Origin of the sequence: Pseudomonas sp. Ost2 (assembly GCF_018326065.1) — a bacterium.
Lineage (GTDB): Bacteria > Pseudomonadota > Gammaproteobacteria > Pseudomonadales > Pseudomonadaceae > Aquipseudomonas > Aquipseudomonas gingeri.
This window is the reverse complement of sequence record NZ_AP021904.1, coordinates 3,621,934-3,644,254: the sequence shown is the minus strand read 5'-3', so window position 1 is coordinate 3,644,254 and position 22,321 is coordinate 3,621,934. Positions and strand designations below refer to the sequence as shown.

The following is a 22,321-nucleotide window of genomic DNA, read 5'->3' as shown; positions in this document are numbered from 1 at the left end:
AGGTGAGGGAACATGGATCATTGGGCATTGAAGGCAGTCGAGAAAATCGCCGGCGAACCTCGGGCGCCGTACCAGCACATCACGGTTGATCGCCTGACGCCGATCATCGGTGCGCATATCGGTGGCGTGGATCTGTCCCGGGAGCTGACGCCCGGGCAACTGGCGGAGATTCGCCGGGCCTTTCTGGAGAACCATGTGCTGGTGTTTCGCGACCAGCACCTGAGCGTCGAGCAGCACAAGGCCTTTGGCCGGTTGTTCGGGGAATTGCGGGCCTTGCCGCTGGAAGATATCGATGGCGACGACCCGGAACTGGTGGTGATCCGCGCCACCGCGCAGTCGCGCTTCGTCGCCGGGGAAGCCTGGCATACCGACGGCACCGCCGACCTGGCGCCGTCGCTGGGCTCGATGCTGTATATCAAGGAAACCCCGGCGATCGGCACCGGTGGCGATACCCTGTTCGCCAATATGCACCTGGCCCTGGAAATGCTGTCACCGGCCCTGCAGGATTTTCTGCAAGGCCTGACGGCGGTCCATGACGGGGCGATTCCCTGGAAGGGCTACCAGGCGCCCGCCGACCTGCCCAAAAGCGAGCATCCGGTGGTGGTGCGGCATCCGCAGACCGGGCGCAAGACCCTGTTCGTCAATTCCGGCTTCACCTCGCATATCACCCAGTTGTCCGAGGCTGAAAGCCAGGCGCTGCTGAAGCTGCTGTTCGACCTGGTGGCACGGGAGCCGATCCTGACCTGCCGGGTACGCTGGGAGCCCAATACCCTGGTGTTCTGGGACAACCGCTGCACCCAGCACCACGCGGTCTGGGATTATTTCCCGCACTCGCGTTATGGCGAGCGGGTGACCATTCTTGGCGAGCAGCCCCAGGCGTGAGGCTCTCTACGAAAACTACCTGCGCGACGATCATGCTGCGTTAAAAACAGGCTCGCAATGCTCATGTAGGTCCCTACACTCCGCTTGCTCGCCTGTTTTTGCCTTGCCTGATCGCCGCTCGGCGAGTTTTCGTACGGAGCCTAGAGGCGTTCGAGCAGCGCGTCGACGATCAGCCCGCCAAAGGCGAGGTTGCCATGCAGGGGGTCGTCGATTTCGCAGTAGCGCGGGTGTTGCCAGCCGTCCTCGCCGGTCGCGATGCTGCGCACGTCGATCAGCTCGATGCCCAGCGCCTGGAGCCGGCGAATCAACACCGCCTGCGCCGCCGGGAACACCCGCGCATCGGAAAACTCCGGGACGCGCTGTGGCGGCAGGACGACCAGCACCCTGAGCCCCAGGGCCAGAGCCCGTTCGTAGAACGCCAGGGCATGGCGACTCATGGCGTCGATGATCGACTCGAACAACGCCCCGGACAGAAAGCCCGGATCGAATTCGCCGTGTTCATCCTGGTAGCAGTGCCAGTTCGGGCGACTGGCGAGGAAATGCACACTCATGCCCAGCGTGCTCACCAGCGGCACCGACAGTTGGCCCAGGTGCGCAACACCCGCCAGTGCCAGGGCCTGGCGATAGCGCTGGTCCATCTCCGGATCGCGAAACCCCAGGTCATCCGCCGAGGCCACGAAGAAGTCGACATTGAAATCCCGCCCGGCCCCCAGCGGTCCGCCGCTGAACGGCAGTGCGCGGGCCTGCGCGGCCTTGCCGATCGGACCGCTGTTGGAGTCACCCAGCAGCAGGAACCTGGGGCTGGGCGTAGTAGTCGAGTACGGCGTCTTCACAAACAAGGTCCTCGCTGGGCAAGTGGGCAATGGCCGTGCCGGGCGCCGCGGCAGACGCCGGTTTCGGCTCGAGCGCGGCAAAAAACTGCTGCATGACGAAGGCCACGCCCTCGGGCGTGACCTCGCGCTGGTTGTCCTGGTAGAAGGCGGCCTTGAACGGCGTGCCGGTGATGATCTCGTAGGACGGGAAATAGTCGACATCGCGCTGCTCTTCACAGAGCTGGCCGGCGACGGCGCGCAGCACCGACTTGGAATAGGTGGTGGCCGTCAGCACGTGCTGGCCGGTGGCCGTGGCGGTCAGCGGCACCGGCGAGACCGTCAGCAGCAGACGGATACCCGGATTCACCGAGCGCAGCAGTTCAAGCGCCGTGGTCATTTCGCGGTAGCTGTCGAGAAAGCCGAAATTGCGCAAGGCATGGGTTTGCGGATCGAAGGTGCCGTGCAAGGTGCCGGGGCAGAGCGGGTATACCAGCGAAGTGTGCCGATCGACCCAGGCCTCGGTCAGGCCCAGGGTGAAGACAAACACTTTGGCCCGCCGGATCGCCGCCTTGATGGCCGCCAGTGTGGTCCGGCGGGCGTCCCGCAAGGCTTCCAGGCTCGCATAGCCGGCAGGCTCGACGGCGGGGCGCATGGGGTCGAAGAAGCGCCCGTCGCGGCTCCAGACCTGCTCGGGCATCACCCGGTCCAGCAAGGCCCACTCCAGCCACTGGCGTAACATCGCCGGGGTATAGAGGTTGCCGGTGCGCAGGGAGAACACGCCATAGTGGCGGGCCTTGCACTCGGCCTCCGACAGGCCCGCCGGCGCCGGTTCGCTATCGATCCAGTTCATGGCGCGGGCGACCATTGCCCGGCCGATATGCTGGGCGAAGCAGGAGCCGGCGGTGACGATGGCGTCGTCGCGCTCGATGGCGAATTCCGGCAGCCACAGCTCGCTCATCGACAAGGCCGTCCGTTGTGCGACGGCGCTGCGCCAGAACGAACGTGGCGCCAGCAGTTGGTAAGGATTCATCCCTGGATCACTCCGAGTTCGACCTGACAAAGGGTGAAGACCCGCGAGTCCTGCACGGCATAGGCCACGCGCAGGGGCAGGTCGCGAGGCAGCACGCTGTGCAGCGTGTCGCGGCTGGCGAACAGCAGGTGGCCGGGCCCCGCGGCGACACAGGCCACCTCATGGAAATCGATAAAACGCCGGACCCTGGGATACAGCGCCTTGTAGATCGCTTCCTTGGCGGAAAACATCAGGGTAAAGGCCCCGGCCGCGTCGAGGAGAGATTCGAGCACGGCCATTTCCTCGCGACTGGCAATCTGTCGCTGGACATCCTCGGGTTCCGGCTCGCCCGCCAGGTGCTCGACATCGATGCCGGGCAGGTAGCCCGACTGGCTGTCGCCGACGATCGCCAGGGCATAACCGCCGGCATGGGACAGACTGCCGACCAGCCCTGACGGCCAGATCGGCGCACGGTCGGCGCCGCTGGGAATATCGCTGTAGCGGCCGTGCAGGGCGTGCTCCGCGCGGCGTGCGCAGTAACGCCCGGCCAGATATTCCGCCTGGCGGACGGGCACCGCACTGACCAGGGCCTGCGGCAGTTCGAGGCGACCGAACCGGCCGGCGTCGTAGGCCGACACGGCGCCCTGGCCGTATTCGAAGCGGCAGGCGTGCAGTTGCGCGCCCGCGATCACCGGTAGCGGCGGCGCGGCGACATCGATGCACACCAGGCTCATACCGCGGGCTCCGGCACCGCGACCGGCTGGCCCACCGCCAGCGCCCGATAACCCAGCAGGCCGATGGGCAGGCAGGCCAGGGCCAGCGCGGAAAACAGCACGACGCCGCCAAAGTGGTTGATCACCAGCGCGCCGAGCAGTGGGGCCAGCGCCGAACCGAGGCCGGCCAGCATGGAGATGCCGATAAAGCTGCCGCGCATGCCCGGTGGCGCGAGGCGGTCGATCAGGGTGGCGAACAGCGGCATCACGATGATCTCGGCCAGGGTCGCGAAACCGATGGCCAACACCCAGCCGTACCACAGGGCGGCGCTGTTGAGGGCGATGATGGCGTGGCCGACCATCAGGCAGGCAAGGGCGAGGACATAGGCGCGCTTGTCCGCCAGGTCGATCAGCCAGCCCATCAGGAACAGGTGGAACACCAGCACCACCGAGGCGTTGGTCACGTTCATCATGGCGATCAGGCCGTTGATGTCCTCGACCTTGAGTTCCAGCAGGTAGAAGGTCAGCGATTCATCGATCTGGGCATAGACCAGCACCAGGAAGAAGTTGGCGACGATGATCGTCAGGAACAGCCGGCTGCCGAGGATCGCCCGCAGGACTTGCCGCAAGGGCGGCGGCACCGATTCGGCAGCGGCCAGGTGCGGCGACTGCAGCCGATAGCGCGCCGCGCCGGCGATGGTCAGCGCCAGCAGGCCGTAGGCACAGGCGGCGATGGGAAACACTGCGTCGCTCTCGCGATTGGCGAACCACATGCCGATCAGCGGCCCGCTGGCGGCCGCGCAATTGACCACGTAATAACGGATATGGAAGAGAAAGGTGCGCTCGTCGTCGGTGGCCACGGTGTCGCTCAGCAGCACTCGCAGCAGCGGTTCGAGAATGCTGTGGGCCATCGCCATGCCGATGATCGCGGCAAAGTAGCTGGTCTGTCCGGGCAGCAGTCCCATCAGCAGGAAGCAGGTGGCGCCGAGAACGCAGCCGAAGACCATCAGGTTGCGGGCGTTGAAGGTATCGCCGAGAAAACCGGCCAGGGGCGACAGGGCGATGGAGACCAGGGCACCCAGGGCCAGTTGTGCGCCGATATCGGTGATCGGCGTACCGAAGCGCTTGTTCATCGCCACGACGATAAAGGGCCAGATCATGAACGAAGCGATGCGCGATACGCCGATGCCGAGCAGCAGCCAGCGGGTCGGAACGGGGAGAGCCCACAAGGCCTTCCATGGGGCGGGTCGCTGGCGCAGATCCATCTGGCTCATATCGAAGCTTGCTCATCCATGAACAGGTACCCGACACCGGGGAATCGGGTCGGGTGGGGCCTGCTCATTGAAGAGGGCTACGAGTCGATATGCAAGCCTTGCGGGCGTTGCCGACGACTTTATTTATGCCCGGGACGAGAACGGCCGTCCTGGCCGTTCGCTCAGTGTGGCGCGCGAGGGATGGTCTTGAGCAGATCGGCGGGGCTGATATGGCCGACCACCGCGCTGCCCGGTTGCGGCAGGTCGAGGATATGCCCCTTGATCTTGCCGACCACATGCATTTCGCAAGGCTTGCAGTCGAACTTCAACGTCAGCACTTCGTCCCCGTGGATCAACTGCATCGGCGCGACCTTGGTGCGCACGCCGGTGACGCCCTTGGCCTGTTTCGGACACAGGTTGAAGGAGAAACGTAGGCAGTGCTTGGTGATCATCACCGGTACTTCGCCGGTTTCCTCGTGGGCCTCGAAGGCTGCGTCGATCAGCTTGACGCCGTGACGGTGGTAGAAGTCGCGGGCCTTCTGGTTGTAGACGTTGGCCAGGAACGACAGGTGCGATTCCGGGTACACCGGCGGCGGACTGGTCTCGGCCTTGCGTCCGCCACGGGGGTGAGCGGCGATACGCGCGGTGGTCAGGGCTTCAATCACTTCGCGGCGCAAGGTCTTGAGCTGCGAGTTGGGAATGAAGAACGCCTGGGGTGCATCCAGTTCGATGGCCGTGGCGTGGTACTGGGTGGTGCCCAGTTGGCCGAGCAGGTCGTGCAGTTGCTCCAGGGCCTGTTCCGGCTTGTTGGCCACGCCGAACGGCCCGTCCAGGGCGACGCTGGCGCTGATGCCTTCCTCGCTGGTGGCGGTCAGTTCCAGGCGGTCCTCGCGCAGGCGGGCCAGCCAGGAAAGACCGACGCGACGCTCGGCGGAGTTCTTCAGCAGGGCCTGCTGCCAGTTGTGGTCGAGGTTGCGGTTCAACGGATGGTTCGGCCGCAGGCTGTGCAGGCCGGCCGGCATTTCGTTGGGTTCGACGCGGTAGCGATAGCGTTTCTCGCCATCCTCTTCGAATTCGCCCCTGGGTTCTGCGATATTGGCGCGGAAACCCACCACTTCGCGCTTGACCAGCACGTTGAGGCCGTCACCGTTGGACAGCGGCTCGAAGGTCACCACCTGCAGGTCACGCTTGCCGGCTTTCTCCACCACGCCGACCGGCAGGCCGGTGAAAGTCGGGGTGTCGAAGGCGCCGATATCGATCTTGCGGTCGCTGACGAAGTAGTCGGTGCTGCCGCGGTGGAAGGTCTTTTCCGGATCCGGCAGGAAGAAATGCGCGGTACGTCCGCTGGAAGCACGGGCCAGGTCCGGGCGGTCCTCGAGGATTTCGTCGAGGCGCTGGCGGTAGTAGGCGGTGATGTTCTTCACATAGCCCATGTCCTTGTAGCGGCCCTCGATCTTGAACGAGCGCACACCGGCATCGACCAGGGCGCGCAGGTTGGCGCTCTGGTTGTTGTCCTTCATCGACAGCAGGTGTTTTTCAAAGGCGACCACGCGACCCTGGTCGTCCTTGAGGGTATAGGGCAGGCGGCAGGCCTGGGAGCAGTCGCCACGGTTGGCGCTGCGGCCATTCTGCGCATGGGAGATATTGCACTGGCCGGAAAACGCCACGCACAACGCGCCGTGGATGAAGAACTCGATGGCCGCGTCGGTCTCGTCGGCAATCGCGCGGATCTCCTGCAGGTTCAGCTCGCGGGCCAGCACCAGTTGGGAAAAGCCGGCCTGGTCGAGAAATTTGGCCCGGGCCAGGGTGCGGATATCGGTCTGGGTGCTGGCATGCAGCTCGATAGGCGGGATATCCAGCTCCATCACCCCCAGGTCCTGGACGATCAGCGCATCGACGCCGGCATCGTGGAGCTGGTGGATCAGCTTGCGGGCCGGCTCCAGCTCGTTGTCGTGCAGGATGGTGTTGATGGTGGTGAAGACCCGGGCGTGGTAACGCCGGGCGAACTCCACCAACTGGGCGATATCGCTCACTTCGTTGCAGGCGTTGTGGCGGGCGCCGAAGCTCGGGCCGCCGATGTACACGGCATCGGCGCCGTGCAGGATGGCCTCGCGGGCAATCGCCACATCGCGGGCAGGGCTGAGCAATTCCAGGTGATGCTTGGGTAGGGACATGTTTTTTTAGTCAGGCTTCACGGTCAAGGCGGGCATTGTAGCGGCGAAACGGCCTGGCGGCACTTATTGCTGCCGGGTGGCGGCTGGGAGCGAGCGGACTTGTGGGAGCGGGGGTGTCGGGGCGCCGCGAAGCCGCGAGGCTTTTTGGCGCTCTCAAGGGCCTCTTCGCGGGCAAGCCCGCTCCCACAGAAGCCTCTTTCACACACAGGCCTGCTCACACACAGGCCGGGTCCCACACAAGCCACTTCACACACGGGCCCATTTTCGTGCAGGCCTGCTCCCACATATTTGGGTCCAGGTTGTTTCTAGGCCTTTGCGGCCATCGCGGTGACTTCCACTTTCATGCCTTCGACGCCGAGCGCCGCCACGCCAACGGCGGCGCGCACCGGCCAGGGCTTGGCGAAAAAGCGCTTGTAGACCTCGTTGAAAGCCGGCCGGTCAGCGATATCGGTGAGGTAGATGGTCAGGTGCAAGACCCGATCCAGCGAACTGCCGGCCTTTTCCAGCGCGACCTTGAGCGCCTGCAGGGTGCATTCGCTCTGCCGGCTGATATCGCCCAGCTCCAGGCTGCCATCGGCGCGGGTGGGGATCTGGGTGGAGACCAGCAGGCCGCCGAAACCGGCGACGTCGGATGAGATGGAGTCCGCGCCGGGATCGGGAATGAAGGTGATGTCTTGGTTTGCCATGGGGATCTCTTGTTCGACGGAGTATTCAGCAAGGCCGGCAGTATAAGCCCACGGCGAAATATCGCATCCCCGACGAGCGGCTTTGCACACTGGAAAATAGCGACTTGCATAATGCAAGTCGCTATGAAATATTATGAGTGTAATTTTTATCGCCCGCAGCGGAGGCGATCATGAAAAGAGCCAGCTTTCACCCGATGCCTTGTCCTGTTGCCCGAGCCCTGGAGCAGTTGGGGGATGGCTGGAGCCTGTTGATCCTGCGCGACGCCTTTTATGGGCTGCGCCGTTTCGATGATTTCCTCAACAGCCTGGGCATTGCCACCAACACCCTGACCCGGCGTCTGAACGACCTGGTACTCGGCGGCCTGCTGGAACGGCGCCCTTACCAGGACAAGCCGCCACGTTACGAATACCACCTCACCGAGGCCGGTCGCGATCTGCGGCCGGTGATCCTGACCCTCATGGCCTGGGGGGCGAAGCATGCCAAAGGTTCGCGCAGGGTCTACCTGGCCGATGAGGCCACCGGCCAACCGGTGGACCTGGCACTGATGGATGCCAATACCGGCAAGCGCATCACCCGCGAAGGTCACCGGGTCCATGTCACCGCGGACGCCGACGAGCTGAGCCAGTGGCGCGTGCGAACCGGCCAGGCCCAACCGCTGGACGACACCCTGGTCAGTCCGTTCCCCAATTAATCTGTTTGCAGAGGTCACTCACCATGGACGCTCAAGTCCGCGTTGCACCCGGCCAAGTTACACCCGCTCAAGAAGCGGCCGCCGTCGCTCCAGCCGCCCCGGCCAGCAGGAAAAAGCTCGTGCGCCTGGCCGTGCTCGCCCTGGCCGTCGCCGGCGCGGCGGCCTACGGCAGTCACTGGTGGTTGGCCGGGCGGTTTATCGAAGACACCGACGATGCTTATATCGGTGCCGAGGTCACGGTGATCAGCGCCAAGGTGCCGGGCTATATCACCGAGGTGGCGGTGGTCGACAACCAGTTCGTCAAGGCCGGCGACCTGCTGGCGCGGATCGATGTCCGTGACTATCGCACCGCGCTGGCCAAGGCCGAGGGTGCCGTGGCCGCACAACGGGCGAGCCTGGCCAACCTGGCGGCCACCGAGCAATTGCAGCAGGCGCTGATCAGCCAGGCCGGCTCGCAGATCGATGCCAGCGAGGCCGAAGCCCAGCGGGCCCATGACGATCATGCGCGCTACCAGACCCTGGTGCGCAGCCAGGCGGTTTCCGTCGAAAGCGCCCAGCGCGCCGACGCCACCTGGAAGACCGCCCAGGCCGAACGGTCCCACGCCCAGGCGGGGTTGCTGGCGGCCCGTCGGCAACTGGCGGTGATCGATACCCAGCGGCAACAGGCCCAGGCCATGCTCGAACAGGCCCAGGCCGAACGCGACCAGGCGCGATTGAACCTGGGCTACACCGAGTTGCGCGCCCCGGTGGACGGTTATGTCGGCAACCGCCGGGCCAAGGTCGGGGCCTATGCCGCCGCCGGCAGCCAGTTGATCTCGGTGGTCCCGGCCCATGGCCTGTGGGTCGACGCCAACTTCAAGGAAGACCAGTTGGCCCGCATGCAGGTCGGCCAGGCGGTCAGCGTCAAGGCCGATATCCTGCCGGGCCGGGAATTCCACGGCCATATCGACAGCCTGGCGCCGGCCACCGGCGCACAATTCAGTGTGCTGCCGCCGGAGAACGCCACCGGCAACTTCACCAAGATCGTCCAGCGCGTGCCGGTGCGGATTCGTCTGGATGGCGAGGATGCCGACTTCGGCGCCTTGCGCCCCGGCCTGTCGGTCATGACCGAAGTGAATACCCGCGACAAGCCCGAGCCGATGGCCGCCGTTGCCCAGGCCGGCCGGCCATGAGCAGCGAGCTGCCGACGCTGACCACCCGGCAGAAGGTCGCGGCCTTCGCCTGCATGTGTGTCGGCATGTTCATCGCGCTGATCGACATCCAGATCGTTTCCGCCTCGTTGAAGGACATCGGCGGCGGCCTTTCGGCCGGCGCGGACGACACCGCCTGGGTGCAGACAGCCTACCTGATCGCGGAGATCATCGTCATCCCGCTGTCGGGCTGGCTGTCGCGGGTCATGAGCACCCGCTGGCTGTTCGCCGCGTCCGCCGCGGGCTTCACCCTGACCAGCCTGTTGTGTGCCATGGCCTGGAATATCCAGAGCATGATCGCCTTTCGGGCATTGCAGGGTTTCCTGGGCGGTTCGATGATTCCGCTGGTGTTCACCACGGCCTTTATCTACTTCAGCGGCAAGCAGCGGATCATCGCCGCCTCGACCATCGGCGCGATCGCCTCGCTGGCCCCGACCCTCGGCCCGGCGGTGGGCGGCCTGATCACCGATATATCCTCCTGGCACTGGCTGTTCTACATCAACCTGGTGCCCGGCCTGTTCGTCACCCTGGCCGTGCCGATGCTGGTCAAGGTCGACAAGCCGAATCCGGCGCTGCTCAAGGGCGCCGACTACATCGGCATCGTGCTGATGGCGGTGTTCCTCGGCTGCCTGGAATACACCCTGGAGGAGGGACCGCGCTGGAACTGGTTCAGTGACAGCACCATCACCACCACCGCCTGGGTGGCCGCGGTGAGCGGGGCGCTGTTCATCTGGCGCTGCCTGGAGATCGAGGAACCGATTGTCGACCTGCGTGCCCTGGGCGATCGCAACTTCGCCCTGGGTTGCCTGTTCTCGTTCATTACCGGCATCGGCATCTTCGCCACCATCTACCTGACGCCGCTGTTTCTCGGCCGGGTGCGCGGCTACGGCGCGTTCGACATCGGCCTGGCGGTGTTTTCCACGGGCATCTTCCAACTGCTGGCAATTCCGGTGTACGCCTTCCTGGCCAACCGCATCGACCTGCGCTGGATCCTGATGATCGGCTTGGCCCTGTTCGGCCTGTCGATGTGGAACTTTGCGCCGATCACCCATGACTGGGGCGCCAAGGAGCTGTTGCTGCCGCAGGCGATACGCGGGTTTGCCCAACAGCTGACGGTGGCCCCGACCGTGACCCTGACCCTGGGCGCCCTGGCGCCGGCCCGGCTGAAACTCGCCTCGGGGCTGTTCAACCTGATGCGCAACCTGGGCGGGGCCATTGGTATCGCGGCCTGTGCCACGGTACTCAACGACCGCACCAACCTGCATTTCCTGCGCCTGGCGGAACACCTGAACATTCGCAATGAAAGCATGAACCTCTGGCTCGAACAGTTGAGCGACAACGCCCAGGTGCTGGGCCAGAACAGCCTCGATGCCAGCCAGATCGCCTTGCGCCAACTGTGGGCGCTGACCTGGCGCGAAGCGCAGACGCTGACCTACGCCGATGCCTTCCTGGTGATCATGGTCTGCTTTGTCTTCGCGACGGCGCTGGTGCCGCTGATGCGCAAGGTCCAGTCGCCGAAACAGCCATCGGCAGACGCCCATTGAGCCTGGAGGAGGGCGACGGGCCGGCTCAGTCGCCCTTGCGGCAGGCCACATGGATAAACGGCAGGCTGCCAGCGCCTGCCGGCTCGTCGATTTCGCCGAACCCTGCCAGCCCGTAGGCACCGAACTCGCGCTCGACCGACGCGGCGTCGTAGAAAAACATCGGCAGTCCGGGCGCTCTTTCGTAGCAGTCCTCTGCCAACAGCCGGCCCTGGCCGTACATCGGCGCCTTCTTCGAGATCACGGTGAAAATCATCTGTCCGCCCGCTGCCAGTTGTCGGTAGCAGTCCCGCAGCAGCTTGGCGCGCCCGGCAACATCGAGCAGATAGATCAACCCGTAACAGAAGATGCCGTCGTACTGCCGACTGTCGTACGGCATGTCGGTGACCGAGCCCTGGTGAATGGGAATCTGCAGGCCCAGTTGCGAGCGGGCGAGGGCGATGGCCGTATCGGAGATCTCGATGCCGGTGACGGACATGCCCCGGTCAAGAAACACCCCGGCGTTCCGGCCGTAGCCGATGCCGGGGATCAACACATCCCTGACGCCGGCGCGCACGAAGCTGTCCCTGGCGAGGAGGGCCGACGCGGTCGGCTCGAAGCCCCACATCAGCTGGTTTTCGGTAAAGGCGTTTTCCCAGAATTCGGTCATGGCGGTTCGGCTATCTGGCATTTGACGTAACTTAAACTATTACGTGAGTTTGCGAGCGTCAATCATCTTGCGCTGAGCGGGCCGGCTCTGATGTCGATCAGCCAGGGAACCGGAATCCTGAAAACGCCACGTAACCTGTAGGGGCAGGGTTTGCCAAGCCCACTCACCCCATAGGTCGCCAGGCTCAAGATCGGGGTTAAACAAAGGGCATTTTGCCATGATTAAAAAATTTCAAAATATGTCGACTGGACGGTTGATTTAACTCGTACAGACGAGTAGGTTTATTACGAAATGTTGCCTACAAAGCTCTTCAAAACAAGATCCCGCAAAGGATAAAGAGCATGAGCCCTGATGAACTATCCGTACGTCTGCGCCTGAGCCGAAAAGACCCGACTGTCGAGCGATGTTGTCACATCCGCTGAGTTGAGTTTCTCCCTGTATTAACGCCAATGCCCGAGGCGGGCAGGTATCTGCCTGCGATAAACTTCTGGAGAAGGCCGATGGCATTTAGATGTCATTGAGTGAACAACTTGATGCGTCTCCACGTCCGTACCTGATTTGAAGCTAGCCGTTCTGAGTGCGTGAGAATCAACATATCAATATTGGTTGAGGGATCTGCCATGCCTGCTGGAGCCATATTTATATCATTTGATGCTGTTGCGGTATCCGGTATTACAGTCGAAGCCTTGAAACTCGCCAAAACCCTGCTGCGTAACGAAGTGACTTCCTATCTTGACCTTGGTTATGACATCAAGATCGACAAAGGCAACTTCAACAAACCATACGATTATGAAAAAGGCATCTACCAGGATATTTTCACCCTGGTTCGTGTCGACGCCATCGATAGCGTTCCCCATTACACGGTCGATTTCATAGAACACTCCCACGCCGTGCTGATCGGACAAAAGACCGCGGCTTCCCCGGAGGAAAAACAACGCCTGCTGAGCGCCATTCGCGAGTCGTCACAGGTGCTGGCCCGACGGATTGTCGAGCTCTGGGAGAAGCTGGATATCCGTTATGTGATCGTTGAAAACGCCACCCTCCCGGAAAACATCATCTACACCCAGGCCCTGTACCTGGCCATCGAGGCCTATGGCGACAAGCACGACATGGGCAGTTTTGTCATCTGGCGCGATCATGACCTGATGTGGAGCAGCGAAAAGACCGTGATGAAATACGGTCCGGAGCCTTATCCCCACGCCATCAAGCCGGTGCAGTCGCGCTATATCAGCTACGTCACCCTCAACAACCACCTCAAGCGCAAGCTCGAGGCATGGTGTGACCATGAGGTCGAGGTCCAGGTGCGCAAGAACACCTACGACTTCAGCGGCCAGGGCCGCTACACCAACATCAAGGAGAGCCTGGATATCCGCGACAGCGATATCCTGATTGCCCGCACCACCCGCATCATTCCGCAAAAGCGCCAGGACCGGGACATCTACCTGGTTTACCGGCTGAACCAGTTGTTTGCGCAAAACGGCAGCCGCCGAAAAGTCTATCTCGCGGTGGCGGGCGATCCCGACGAGCACCCCGACTACTTTGCAGCCTTGAATGCAATGGTCAAGGAATTGCAAATCGAGCCGTTTATCAAGTTTGTTGGTTCGTTGTCCCATGACTATATGCCGTCGAATGACAACACCACGACCATTGAAGACCTGTATTACTCCTGCGACCTGGTTTCCTTTCTCACTTCCTGGGGTTACGACAGTTACGGAAATCCGGTAGGGGAAGCGATCAGCAGCCAGCGCTGCTATATCGCCAGCAACTATGAATATTATCAGGAGGTGTACGGCCAGCATGGATTTGAAGCGCCGATCATGGCGATCTCGGAAGATCGCGATGGGTTGCCCGATGACGACTTCATCAATGATGTCTACCGACTGTTAAACAACAAGGCACTGATGGAACAAGTGGCTCGCAAAAACTTTTCCATTGGCCAGCGGGTGCTCTCCAACAATGTAATGGGCATGCTTGACTTGAGTTCTTCCGGAGGAATTATGCGTGATGCCGTTTTTGTTTCGGTGGTACTGCCGCTGTATAACGAAAGTGATCGTATCGACAGTGTGCTGGACTCCCTGTTCAATCAGAAAACACAGGGTGAACTGATTACCCATTCCACCTACGAGCTGATTATTGTCGATAACAACTCGACAGATGACTCCGTGGAAAAGATCAATCGTTTCAAGGCCGACAATCCGTCCCTGGATATCCACGTTATCCAGGAACGCATCCAGGGCGTTTCGTCCGCCAGGAAGCGTGGCATGGATTACGCCTCCGTGCGCTCGAAACAACGCGACATCCGCCTGGGTGTCGAAAGCAGGCATTACATCGCTTCCGCCGATGCCGACTGCACCGTGGACCCGTATTGGCTGCACGCCCTGATTACCCGGATGCTGGAGGAAAACGGCGATCTGGGCACCTGCAATTACTATTACAACGAAGCCTCCTTCGACAAACGCCCGAACCTGCTCAACGAAATCCAGAAGACCCTGCGCTGTCGCGAGGTGTCGTTTTCACTGTTTGGCGGTTTCCCGGACGGCAAGGGCTTTGCCGTCGAGCGCACGCTCTACGACAGGGTCGGCGGCATCGAGATCTTCTACCAGCTGGACAATGACCGCTTTGTCGAGCACCTCTCCGACGACTGGGATTTCGGCATCCGGGTGATCGCCTGGGGTGGCAAGCCGGTCTACGCCCACGAATCGCGGATCGAGATCAACAGCCGGCGGGTGGATACCATCCTCGACGAAGTGATCACCGGCAACGCCTACGGCCAGGACGGGATCATCATCATGAAGGATGTGCGTCCGGACGTGGAGGAACAGATCCCGACGCTGCGCGACACCACGCCCGAGCAGTCACGGCAGGCCTGGGAGTATTCGATCAAGGACTACGTGCCCAAGAACATCGTGCTGCCAGCGCTGCTCAACCCGCAGATCCTCATGGAAAACCCGGCGGTCCGCGAGTTCTTCGGCGGGCCGGTGGCGGATCGCATGTACCAGCGCATCCATGAGATCAAGCATCAGTCGCGGGTGATCGACTTCAAGCCGATCCACGCCTACAAGACCCCGTCCTATCGCCTGTATTTCGAATTCCGCGAGGAAATCTTCAGTGCCCTGCGGCGCGCCGTTGGCGAGGACATCGGCTTCCCGCCGCCCTTGCCGAAGTGTTTCGACACGGTCAAGCCCGAGGATTTCGAGCGCTTTGTCTACTACTTCGCCGAGGACCGCGAGTCCGGTGCCGCCCACAACTACTTTGCCAATGGAGGGGTATTCTGATGAACAACGAAGCCTTGGGTTCACTCAACGATATCGACCCGAACTATCCGGTACCACGGGTCTACGACTTCCTCGCGCGCCCGGACAACAGCGCCTTCCTGGACTATGTGTTCAACGATCCGTTCGGCTGCCATGTGTTTCCCGGCGATATCGCCGATTATCCGCTGCCGTCCTTTTTCGCCGACATGGACCGTGAAATCGCCGAGGCCAGGCAGATCCACCTGTGGGCCTATATTCCCACCTGTCGCTACCGCTGCCACTTCTGCCAGTACCCGACGGTGATCCTCAATCCCAAGGCCGCCTCGTCCCAGGTGGTGTTCCGCGAACTGGTGGACTACAACATCAAGGAAGCCACGATGTGGCTGCAGAAAGTCCCCAGCCTGGCCCAGGCCGAGGTCGGCGAATTCAATATCTTCGGCGGCACGCCGTCGCTGTTGCCGGAGCCGGAACTGCGCCGCCTGATGGCGTTCTATCACAGCCACTTCAACTTCTCGGCGGCCACCATGCGCTTCGAAGGGGAGCCGGGCACCCTCAACAAACCCTACCTGCACCTGTTGAAGGAACTGGGTTTCACCAAGATCAGCTTCGGCACCCAGTCCTTCAATGACCGCATCATCTCGGCCTGCGGGCGCATGCATTCTGCCGACGAGTGCGAGGAAACCATCCATCACGCCCGGGAAATCGGCCTCGACTGGGTCAGCGTCGACCTGATCTACGGCATGCTCGGCCAGACTGTCGACGATGTGAAATACGACATGGAAAAGACCCTGGAGCTGGAGCTTTCCCATGTGGTCATCGCCAAACTGCACATGGAAGAGTTCATGAAAAGCCGCACCGGGGTTTCCGGGGAGAAACAGAGCCATTGGCAGCGCAAGGGCCTGATCAGTATCAACGACATGACCTTCCCCGGGCTGGGCAAGCAGTACCAGATGCGCGAACTGGTCGAGCAGTACCTGTCGGCCGGCTACGGCGAACATCCGACCATGTACTTCCACCAGAACCATCGCCAGCCGGAGAAATGGAAGGGGCTGATCACCGACCTCGACAAGCAGTACCCGGAAGTCGCGATAGGCCTCGGCGGCAGCTCGAAATGCACCCGCGCCGAAGCCATCAATATCACCGGCTACAACAAGTACAAGCAGGCCCTCGACGAGGACCGCCTGCCCATCGACGCCAGCCGTGGCGTCTCGCCGCTGCAGCGGGAAGTCAACGCGTTCAAGATGGCGCTGTCGACGCTGGTCCCGGTGGATGACCAGGTGTTCCGCCAGCGTTTCGAGGGCCGCAGCCTGTTCGAGAACCCGATCATCAGCCGCACGCTCGACACCCTGGTGGAGAAAGGGCTGGTCACCGTCGACGGCGAGCGGGTCAGCCTGACTCCCAACGGCGTGACGCTGGTCGAAGCCGTGATCAATACCCAGTTCGTCACGCCGCAAGCCTGAGGAGGGCCACCGATGGAACAGCAAGCCACTTCATCCGCGCCGGTCTTCAGCCTGTACTACATCGCGATCGATACCGAAGCCGGGGTAACGGCGCAGCAGTTCGAAACCTTCGTGCGTCACAAAGGCGTGCACATTCCCAGCTATCCGGGCTGGAGCTGGACCCTGTTGCGCGGCTTGCGGGGCGAGCGGGCAGGGCAGTACCTGATGCTCTTCGAGATCGCTAGCGCCGAGCAGCGCGATCGCTACCAGGCCGCGGACGGCAACAAGACCGAACTGGCCCGGCAATTCTGGCGCGAGCATCCCGAGGCGGCGGACATCCTTGGCGAATGGAAACGCTACGGCACCTTCAGTGAACTGCCGACCCTGTACACCGACTACCAGCTCCTGGCGCAGAACAGCAAGAGCACCGTGCCCCATGGCCCGCGTTACCAGGAGCGGGAGGGCGGGGAGCCGGTGGCGCGGGTGATCGGCATCCACAATCTCGCGCTACGCCCGGATGTCCGCGCCGAAACCTTCGAGACATTCATTGCCCGCAACCACCATCGCATCGAGGATTACCCCGACTGGAAATTCCATCTGCTCAAGGGCGAGCGCGGCAATCGCCTGGACCAGTACGTGGTGATGATGGAGATCGCCAGCCTGGCGGCGCTCGATGTGTTCTACCCGGAGCTGGATATCGCCACCGATGAGGCGGCGAAATTCGCCCGGGCCCACCGCGACACCAAGCAGATGTACGAGGAATGGAAGCAACTGGCCTCGTTCTCCGGTTCGCCGCAGATCTACACCGACTATCTGTCGGTGGCGCAAAGCCAGAGGTGACCGGCCTGTGAATACCCATGTACTGCACCCGCAGCGCGTTGCGAACCTGCGTCAGCAACAGGCCACGCGCGGCATCTTTTTCGTGGCCGGGCTGGGCATGGCGTCCTGGGCGCCGCTGATTCCATTCGTCAAATCCCGCCTGGCCATCGATGACGGCACCCTGGGCCTGCTGCTGTTCTGCATTGCCGCGGGCTCGATGCTGGTGATGCCGTTTGCCGGCCGGGCCATCGCCAGGCTCGGTTGTCGCACGCTGATCCTGGCCTGCGCAGCCGTGTTCTGCCTGATCCTGCCGTTCATGATGTACGCCACTTCCGCCGTGGCGATTGGCGGCGCCTTGCTGGTCTTTGGCGCGGTGAACGGCCTGCTGGACGTGTCGATGAACGCCCAGGCGGTGATTGTCGAGCGCGACAGCGGACAGGCGCGGATGTCGGGGTTTCACGGTTTCTACAGCATCGGCAGTGTCGCCGGGGCAGGGGGCGTCAGCCTGTTGTTGTGGGCGGGGCTTGGGCCATTGCAGGCGATTTCGCTGGTCGCGGTGCTGATCGCGCTGGTGGTGACGCAGGCTTCGGCTCATCTGCTGGCCAGGCGCCCCCAGGAAAGCGCCGAGTCCGGCGGCCCGCTGCAGGCGCTCGCGCATCCCGCAATCCTGTTGATTGCGCTGCTGTGCTTTTTCATCTTCATGGTCGAGGGCGCGATGCTGGACTGGTCGGCCGTGTTCCTGCACACCGAACGCAGCATGGAAAAGAGTCATGCCGGTTTTGGCTACACCCTTTACTCCATCGCCGTCGCACTGGGCCGCTTGTACGGCGACCGCCTGGTCAACGCCTGCGGTCGCCAGCGCATGCTGATGCTCGGCAGCGCGTGCGCGGCGGCCGGGTTGCTGCTGATCGTCCTGGTCGACCTGCCGGGCATCGCCCTTGCCGGATTCATCCTGACCGGTATCGGCCTGTCCAATATCGTCCCGATCCTGTTCACCGCGGCCGGTAACCGGCCCGAGGTGCCATCGAGCTTCGCGCTGTCGGCAGTCACCCTGGTCGGCTACACGGGCCTGTTGAGCGGCCCGGCGCTGATCGGCTTTGTCGCCCACCACTCGAGCCTGAGCACGGCGTTCAGCGCGGCGGTGGTGATCATGCTGCTGGTCTGTTGCAGCGCCCGGCGCCTTACCCGCTAAGGCCCTGACGGGGTCGGCCCCACGGCCAGCCCCCTTTGTTCCGTCCCGACGTTATCATTCAATGGAGTGCTTATGAGTCAATTATCCGGTCCGGTTTTCAGCCTGCACTACATCGGCCTGAACCTGAAGAAAGGCGTCACGGCCGCACACTTCGAAAACTTCGTACGCGAACGCGGCGTGGGCATCCCGGCCTATCCGGGTTGGCGCTGGACCTTGCTCAAAGGCTTGCGCGGCGAGAGGGAAAACCAGTACCTGATGCTGTTCGAAGCGCCCAGCGCGCAGCAGTACGCCCACTACATCGACCGCAACGGCGACCAGACCGCCCATGCACGGGACTTCTGGCAGGAACATCCGCAGGTGCAGGCCCTGATTGCCGAGTGGAAAACCTTTTCCACCTTCGCCGAGCTGCCGACCATTTTCTCCACCTATTCACTGCTGGCCGAGAATACCAACAGCTCGCTGGCGGAGGGTCCGAACTACCAGGCCGGCGCGGGCCGCAAGCCCGTGGCGCGCGTGGTGGGCATCCACAACCTGGCCCTGCGTTCCGGCGTGAGCGCGCAAACCTTCGAGGACTTCATCACCCGCAATATCCATCGCGTGGAAGATTATCCGGGCTGGAAGTTTCATATGCTCAAGGGGCAGGGCGGCAACCGTCTCGACCAATATGCGGTGATGCTGGAAATCGAAAGCCTGGAGTCGCTGAACTCCTTCCACCCCGAACTGGATGTGTCGACGGACAAGGCCCTGACATTTGTCCGCGAGCACCCGGAGAGCGAGCGCATGTACGAGGAGTGGCGGCAGTTGGCGTCTTTCTCCGGAGCGCCGCAGGTCTATACCGATTACATTACTATCGCCGGCAGTGGCAGCTGACGGGGGCGTCAGGCTCTCATACGTTGCTCAACGACACGCAACACATCACAACCATCCTGCAGCAATAACGCAGCCACACCGGAAATGCGCATCAGATCTATCCCATCCGAGTGATGGCTGCTCATGCACGACACACTGTCCAGCATATCCCGTGCAGACGTAATGCGTTGGGCGGCACAGGCCAGCAAATCAGGCAGTGGGGCCTGTCGGTCAATGAAGAGGACAGTGTGTTCAGTGGGCTTGGATGAATCGAGAGGAATGTAGTCCATGGGTGACGCTCCTTGACACTTAGGGAGGCTGCCACCATTCGCGGCCAAGCGAATGTAAGGGTGGCAACTGTACGCGGGTTGGCCGACCGATCCCTAAGTTCCGGCACACCCGAAGGTGTCCCACGCACAGCCGCCATAAGAATATGCGGGCGCAAAAAAAGCGCCTGCCTTCAGATGGTGAGCGCTTGTGCGCTTAGGGATCGGACGACCAAGCGTGTCACTTCATACTGAGCGGTACGCGCTTCACAGAAATACAAGTTGTGCAGATGTATGTGGTCCACGGGGTGAACGATAAAGCGGTTGACATGAAACACAATGCCCCAATGTCCCTGGTAGCGATACCGCTCAATATCCATATGGGTTTCCTTGGTAGTCGATAGGCCACGCTGCTTGTTTTGCAGCCTCAAGGAACAAACGCTATAGGAATCAATGACTGTCAAAAACGAGACTCATCCGACATATCTGTGGGACTTTTGCCTGTTTGCTGGCTGAAACAACTGCATAGCCCCTTGTCGGGGCTGACATCTCTTTGAATATCTATCTGACGGGATGCTGCGCGGCATTGCATACACTCAGAAAGGCACTGCCCATCGCCGTCATTCGCACATCGCTGTAGGCCAACTGCTGAGTTCCCACATGGGCTACGGCTTGCGCGTAGTCGAAGCTGATCAACTGTTCCAGCGTATCGACTTCGGCGGGTTCCCTGATCTCGTTTTTGCCCTGGGCGATTTCATTCAGGAGACTGCAGAAAGCGGTGTCTTGTTTGCTCACGGTCAAGCCTCTTCCCGGTTGTATTACGCTGAGCCACGCCTGCGCGCCGGCTTCCCTGGAGAGAGGTTAGACAGGCTCCCGCGAACGTGCCAGCAGGCCCCTGGAAAGCATCACTCCTGGTGATAGCACCCGATAACGCTGCCCTCGGCCAGACGGGTATAGGCTGAGCCTCCAATGACCGTCCATTGATGAGCACTCTATGCCACTGATTGCGTATGAAGATCTTCAGGCTCAAGACATCCCCACATGCCTCGGTCGCTTGCGGGTACGCAGTGTCGGGCAGGGCGAGGCGATCGTGTTCTGGTCCAGCCTGCTGATGAGCGGCCGTATGTGGATGGCCCAGGTGCACCACTTCAGCCAGAGCCATCGGGTCATCCTGATCGACCCGCCGGGCCACGGTGACAGTGAAAAGCTGACGCGGGCCTTCACCTTCGCCGAATGCGCGCAGAGCGTTGTCCAGGTGCTCGACGGCCTGGGCATCGCGAAAGCCCATTTCGTCGGCAACTCGTGGGGCGGCATGATCGGAGGCACGCTTGCGGCAATGCACCCCGGCAGAGTCGGTGCCGTTATATTGATGAACTGCACCGCATCAGCGGCGGGCTGGCGGCATCGCCTGGAGTTTCCGTTGCTGGCTCGGGTGATCCGGCTGTTGGGCGGATTTCGCGGCGTCATGGTCGGCGTTGCAACGCGGGCGTTTGTCGGTCCCACCAGTGAGAAGCAACGGCCGCAGGTCATCAGCCAGATCCACCAGGCATTGAGTCAGTGCGATGTCGACTCGATCGCCTGGGCGGTCGCCAGCGTGGTTCCCGATCGACCGGATCAGCGCACACTCATGGCAGCCGTCACATCGCCGGTTCTGGTGGTGGCGGGGAGAGAAGATCGTACATTCGCCGTCAGCGAAACCCGAGCCATGGCACAAGCCATTCCGGGCGCTGAATTTGTCGTGATTGAACGAACCGCGCACCTGGCGGCGCTGGAGAATCCGACGGAGGTCAATCCGCTGATCGATCGATTCCTGAAGGGCGCCAAACTGGCGGCAGGCATGCCCGGCTGACGAACAGGGGGGCGGACCGGCGATAGCGCAGCCGTGTCCGCCGGGTGCAACGCTTTAGACGACTTCGTCGATCAGCGAGGTTTTTTTCGGGGTTTCCACTACCGGTGGAGTCACCGGATTCTTCAATTGGTCCCGCAGCTTTTGCAGTGCTTCTTTCTGGGCATCGGTCAAAGGTGGCGGCGGGGTGCTGGAAGGGGGGAGCGTAATCGGCGACCGATTGCCGTCAGTGTTCAGGATGGGCAGGGGGCTGTTGGTGATTTGCATGTCACTGCTTCCATGAGTGAGGGTTGAATCCAGGCTATCGACTGTTTTCCGGCGAGCTTTAGAGCTTATGCTCCAATCCGTTGAAGACAGCGCCCAATCAACTGAGCGCCGTACGGACCTCACGCAGGATTTCTTCGGCCAACTCCGGATCGTCCACCGCGCGGGCCAGGATGATGGCCCCCACCATGCTGGAAACCTGATGAATGGCCTGGCGACGGGCGTGGCGCTTTTTCGCCTTGGCGAAGGGCAGCGTCATACTCTCGAGAACACGCTTGATATGGCGAGTGAAGGTAGGGCGAACCAACGGCTCTTTGGCAATTTCCGATCCCAGAGCGGCCATCAGGCAACCATTGCCCATGTCGTCGCGATGCGCCTCGCTCAGATACTCCTGGATGTAATGCTGCATGAGCTCAGTCGACTCTTGCGCGGCTTGCAGCGGGGCAAGGGTTCTGGCTGAGGCGTCACACAAACTCTTCGCGATCAGATCGTCCTTTGACTCGAAGTGGTTATAGAACGCGCCATGGGTCAGCCCCGTGGCCTTCATGATTTCACTGAGGCTGACACCAGAAAACCCCCGTTCGCGAAACAGGATCGATGCCTGCTGCAAAATCCTCCGGTGCTTTTCTGCTGTTTCTTCAGCGGGGTAGCGCATGGTGGTCCCGTAGATCCAATAAAGACTGAAGGGAAGAGTGTACCCATCGGGATGAGTCAGCGGAAGCATGACGACCATCATGCCAGAGTCCATGAGCGTGTCGGGCTGGAACAGCCGGATGGCCGTCCCAGCCCGA

At 62.1% G+C, this 22,321-nt stretch carries 21 protein-coding genes; 10 read left to right on the top strand and 11 right to left on the bottom strand.

Annotated features, from left to right (window positions below):
- Positions 1–12 precede the first annotated feature (12 nt).
- Positions 13–882, top strand: coding sequence for a TauD/TfdA family dioxygenase (locus KI243_RS16065; RefSeq protein ID WP_103032855.1), 870 nt, complete (start codon positions 13–15; stop codon positions 880–882).
- A gap of 140 nt (positions 883–1,022) precedes the next feature.
- Here KI243_RS16065 and KI243_RS16060 read toward each other — a convergent pair whose 3' ends face one another.
- The 6 genes from KI243_RS16060 to KI243_RS16035 all read right to left on the bottom strand — a co-directional run bounded on the left by KI243_RS16060 (position 1,023) and on the right by KI243_RS16035 (position 7,529).
- Positions 1,023–1,715 carry a hypothetical protein gene (locus tag KI243_RS16060; RefSeq protein WP_017128383.1) on the bottom strand — a complete coding sequence of 231 codons (693 nt, stop codon included), beginning with the start codon at positions 1,713–1,715 and terminating at the stop codon, positions 1,023–1,025.
- On the bottom strand, positions 1,660–2,724 hold the full coding sequence (locus KI243_RS16055) for a GSCFA domain-containing protein (RefSeq protein ID WP_017128382.1): 1,065 nt from the start codon (positions 2,722–2,724) through the stop codon (positions 1,660–1,662). The genes KI243_RS16060 and KI243_RS16055 overlap by 56 nt, the downstream gene beginning before the upstream one ends.
- Positions 2,721–3,437, bottom strand: coding sequence for a 4'-phosphopantetheinyl transferase superfamily protein (locus KI243_RS16050; RefSeq protein ID WP_017128381.1), 717 nt, complete (start codon positions 3,435–3,437; stop codon positions 2,721–2,723). The genes KI243_RS16055 and KI243_RS16050 overlap by 4 nt, the downstream gene beginning before the upstream one ends.
- Positions 3,434–4,690: an MFS transporter gene (locus KI243_RS16045; RefSeq protein WP_212811152.1), complete on the bottom strand. Its 1,257-nt coding sequence runs from the start codon at positions 4,688–4,690 to the stop codon at positions 3,434–3,436. The genes KI243_RS16050 and KI243_RS16045 overlap by 4 nt, the downstream gene beginning before the upstream one ends.
- 161 nt (positions 4,691–4,851) lie before the next feature.
- Entirely contained in the window at positions 4,852–6,843 is a 1,992-nt protein-coding gene (locus KI243_RS16040) for a U32 family peptidase (protein ID WP_103032854.1), read from the bottom strand.
- Positions 6,844–7,148: 305 nt separating this feature from the next.
- Positions 7,149–7,529, bottom strand: coding sequence for a RidA family protein (locus KI243_RS16035; protein WP_212811151.1), 381 nt, complete (start codon positions 7,527–7,529; stop codon positions 7,149–7,151).
- A gap of 170 nt (positions 7,530–7,699) precedes the next feature.
- Here KI243_RS16035 and KI243_RS16030 point away from each other — a divergent pair, with 170 nt between their 5' ends.
- From KI243_RS16030 to KI243_RS16020, 3 genes are all read left to right on the top strand, one after another.
- Positions 7,700–8,221, top strand: a complete 522-nt coding sequence (locus KI243_RS16030; RefSeq protein ID WP_042936397.1) for a helix-turn-helix domain-containing protein — start codon at positions 7,700–7,702, stop codon at positions 8,219–8,221.
- A gap of 119 nt (positions 8,222–8,340) precedes the next feature.
- Positions 8,341–9,393: an efflux RND transporter periplasmic adaptor subunit gene (locus tag KI243_RS16025; RefSeq protein WP_017128376.1), complete on the top strand. Its 1,053-nt coding sequence runs from the start codon at positions 8,341–8,343 to the stop codon at positions 9,391–9,393.
- Positions 9,390–10,955 carry a DHA2 family efflux MFS transporter permease subunit gene (locus KI243_RS16020; protein ID WP_212811150.1) on the top strand — a complete coding sequence of 522 codons (1,566 nt, stop codon included), beginning with the start codon at positions 9,390–9,392 and terminating at the stop codon, positions 10,953–10,955. Before KI243_RS16025 ends, KI243_RS16020 begins: the two co-directional genes overlap by 4 nt.
- Before the next feature lie 25 nt (positions 10,956–10,980).
- Here KI243_RS16020 and KI243_RS16015 read toward each other — a convergent pair whose 3' ends face one another.
- Positions 10,981–11,601 carry a class I SAM-dependent methyltransferase gene (locus KI243_RS16015; RefSeq protein ID WP_212811149.1) on the bottom strand — a complete coding sequence of 207 codons (621 nt, stop codon included), beginning with the start codon at positions 11,599–11,601 and terminating at the stop codon, positions 10,981–10,983.
- Between the two features lie 686 nt (positions 11,602–12,287).
- Between KI243_RS16015 and KI243_RS16010 the strand changes: the two genes are divergently transcribed.
- The 5 genes from KI243_RS16010 (at position 12,288) to KI243_RS15990 (ending at position 19,175) form a co-directional block, all read left to right on the top strand.
- Positions 12,288–14,876, top strand: coding sequence for a glycosyltransferase (locus KI243_RS16010; protein WP_244861877.1), 2,589 nt, complete (start codon positions 12,288–12,290; stop codon positions 14,874–14,876).
- Positions 14,876–16,315, top strand: a complete 1,440-nt coding sequence (locus tag KI243_RS16005; RefSeq protein WP_177107506.1) for a radical SAM protein — start codon at positions 14,876–14,878, stop codon at positions 16,313–16,315. The genes KI243_RS16010 and KI243_RS16005 overlap by 1 nt, the downstream gene beginning before the upstream one ends.
- A gap of 12 nt (positions 16,316–16,327) precedes the next feature.
- Positions 16,328–17,134, top strand: coding sequence for a hypothetical protein (locus KI243_RS16000; RefSeq protein WP_212811148.1), 807 nt, complete (start codon positions 16,328–16,330; stop codon positions 17,132–17,134).
- Between the two features lie 7 nt (positions 17,135–17,141).
- On the top strand, positions 17,142–18,305 hold the full coding sequence (locus tag KI243_RS15995) for an MFS transporter (RefSeq protein ID WP_244861876.1): 1,164 nt from the start codon (positions 17,142–17,144) through the stop codon (positions 18,303–18,305).
- 72 nt (positions 18,306–18,377) lie between these two features.
- Positions 18,378–19,175 carry a hypothetical protein gene (locus KI243_RS15990; RefSeq protein WP_103032850.1) on the top strand — a complete coding sequence of 266 codons (798 nt, stop codon included), beginning with the start codon at positions 18,378–18,380 and terminating at the stop codon, positions 19,173–19,175.
- 8 nt (positions 19,176–19,183) lie between these two features.
- On the opposite strand, the gene KI243_RS15985 is transcribed toward KI243_RS15990, so the two are convergent.
- Both KI243_RS15985 and KI243_RS15980 read right to left on the bottom strand, forming a co-directional pair.
- Entirely contained in the window at positions 19,184–19,444 is a 261-nt protein-coding gene (locus tag KI243_RS15985) for a hypothetical protein (RefSeq protein WP_212811147.1), read from the bottom strand.
- Between the two features lie 537 nt (positions 19,445–19,981).
- Positions 19,982–20,215, bottom strand: coding sequence for a hypothetical protein (locus KI243_RS15980; RefSeq protein WP_146049187.1), 234 nt, complete (start codon positions 20,213–20,215; stop codon positions 19,982–19,984).
- A 199-nt stretch (positions 20,216–20,414) separates the two neighbouring features.
- Between KI243_RS15980 and KI243_RS15975 the strand changes: the two genes are divergently transcribed.
- The gene (locus tag KI243_RS15975; RefSeq protein WP_017128364.1) at positions 20,415–21,269 is read left to right on the top strand and encodes an alpha/beta fold hydrolase; all 855 of its coding nucleotides are present in this window, start codon (positions 20,415–20,417) and stop codon (positions 21,267–21,269) included.
- Between the two features lie 54 nt (positions 21,270–21,323).
- Here the strand turns inward: KI243_RS15975 and KI243_RS15970 are convergent, their stop codons facing one another.
- Positions 21,324–21,533: a hypothetical protein gene (locus KI243_RS15970; RefSeq protein WP_017128363.1), complete on the bottom strand. Its 210-nt coding sequence runs from the start codon at positions 21,531–21,533 to the stop codon at positions 21,324–21,326.
- Positions 21,534–21,630: 97 nt separating this feature from the next.
- Entirely contained in the window at positions 21,631–22,266 is a 636-nt protein-coding gene (locus KI243_RS15965) for a TetR/AcrR family transcriptional regulator (RefSeq protein ID WP_017128362.1), read from the bottom strand.
- Positions 22,267–22,321 lie beyond the last annotated feature (55 nt).